The organism is Pseudomonas sp. EB271-G4-1 (assembly GCF_058791355.1).
This window is the reverse complement of record NZ_JBYTEO010000141.1, coordinates 1-1294: the sequence shown is the minus strand read 5'-3', so window position 1 is coordinate 1294 and position 1294 is coordinate 1. Positions and strand designations below refer to the sequence as shown.

The window sequence follows — 1294 nt, the reverse complement described above, 5'->3', positions numbered from 1 at the left end:
GCGTCACTAGTGTCCGGTAAAAACCGAAGGGGGAGCTTGCTCCCCCTTGCTGTTGGCGGCCGTCAGTCATAATCGGATTTTTCAGACTCGATTTTGGCTCATGTTTACCAGCACCCGTTTAGCCCACCTGCTCAGTGCGATCCCGCGCCAGTTCTTTCGGCAATCCACCGAAAGGCACCAGGCTGATCGCTACGTCAAACGCTGCACGTCCTGGCAATTGCTGGTGACACTGGTTAGCGGTCATGTAACCCAAGCCTTAAGCCTGCGGTCCTTGGCGACTTTCTCCGAAACTCTAAGCCCGCATAGCTACCATCTTAAAGCGGGTCCGGTCGCCCGCTCGACCCTGTCGGATGCCTTGAACAAGCGTGACTACCGGCCATTCCAGGACCTTTGCGAGTTGCTGTTGCGCGGCATCAGCCGCCAGCAGCGCAAAGAAGTCGGTGCCATGGTTAGCCTGCTTGATTCCACGTCGATCACTTTGCGCGGACCTCACTTCGATGGCTGGACAGCCGCCACGAAAACCCGCATTACGCAGGGCTTGAAAGTACATGTCGGGCTAGATTTGGCGCAGTTGGCCCCGGTGTACGTCAACATCACTCCTGCCAACGTCAACGACCTGAGCGATGCACTGGAAATGCCGATTCAGGCCGGCATGACGTATGTCTTTGACAAGGGCTATTGCGATTACAACTGGTGGCACCAGTTGCAGACCAAAGGCGCTTTTTTCGTCACCCGCCTGAAGAAAAACGCCAATATCAAAGTGCTGCACAAGCACTCGACCGTAGCCGAGCAAAGCCCGGTCATGACCGATGAAGTCATTCTATTCGGCAAAAAGCATCTGGGCGGTAAGCGTCTGAATGACTACCGAGAAACGCCGGTAAGACGCGTGGTGGTTGAGCGCGAGGGACATGCCACGCCGTTAATCCTGGTGACCAACGACTTCGCAAGAACAGCTGAAGAAATCGCGGGCTTGTACAAAGATCGCTGGAAGATCGAGCTGTTTTTCAAGTGGATCAAGCAACATCTGAAACTCAAACGCTTCTATGCCTTCTCTGAAAACGCCGTGCGCCTGCAGATTTACAGTGCCTTGATCAGCTACTTGTTACTGCACCTTTTCCATCGTCGCTCAGGATTTACCGGTTCGTTGTTCGAGCTGACGGTTCGCATATCTCACGTCCTGCACGAACGGCCCGCTACTCCAGAACTGAGGGATCGACGAAGGCAGGAGCGAGAAAAGCTGAAGGCTGCCCAAGGCAGCCTTCAGCTATGAAACATGTTTACCGGACACTAGTGA

At 54.5% G+C, this 1294-nt stretch carries 1 protein-coding gene; it reads left to right on the top strand.

From position 1 onward, the window contains the following. The first annotated feature begins 46 nt into the window (after positions 1–46). Positions 47–1270, top strand: a complete 1224-nt coding sequence (locus AC3WWR_RS30825) for an IS4 family transposase (protein WP_223194315.1) — start codon at positions 47–49, stop codon at positions 1268–1270. The last annotated feature ends 24 nt before the right edge of the window (positions 1271–1294 follow it).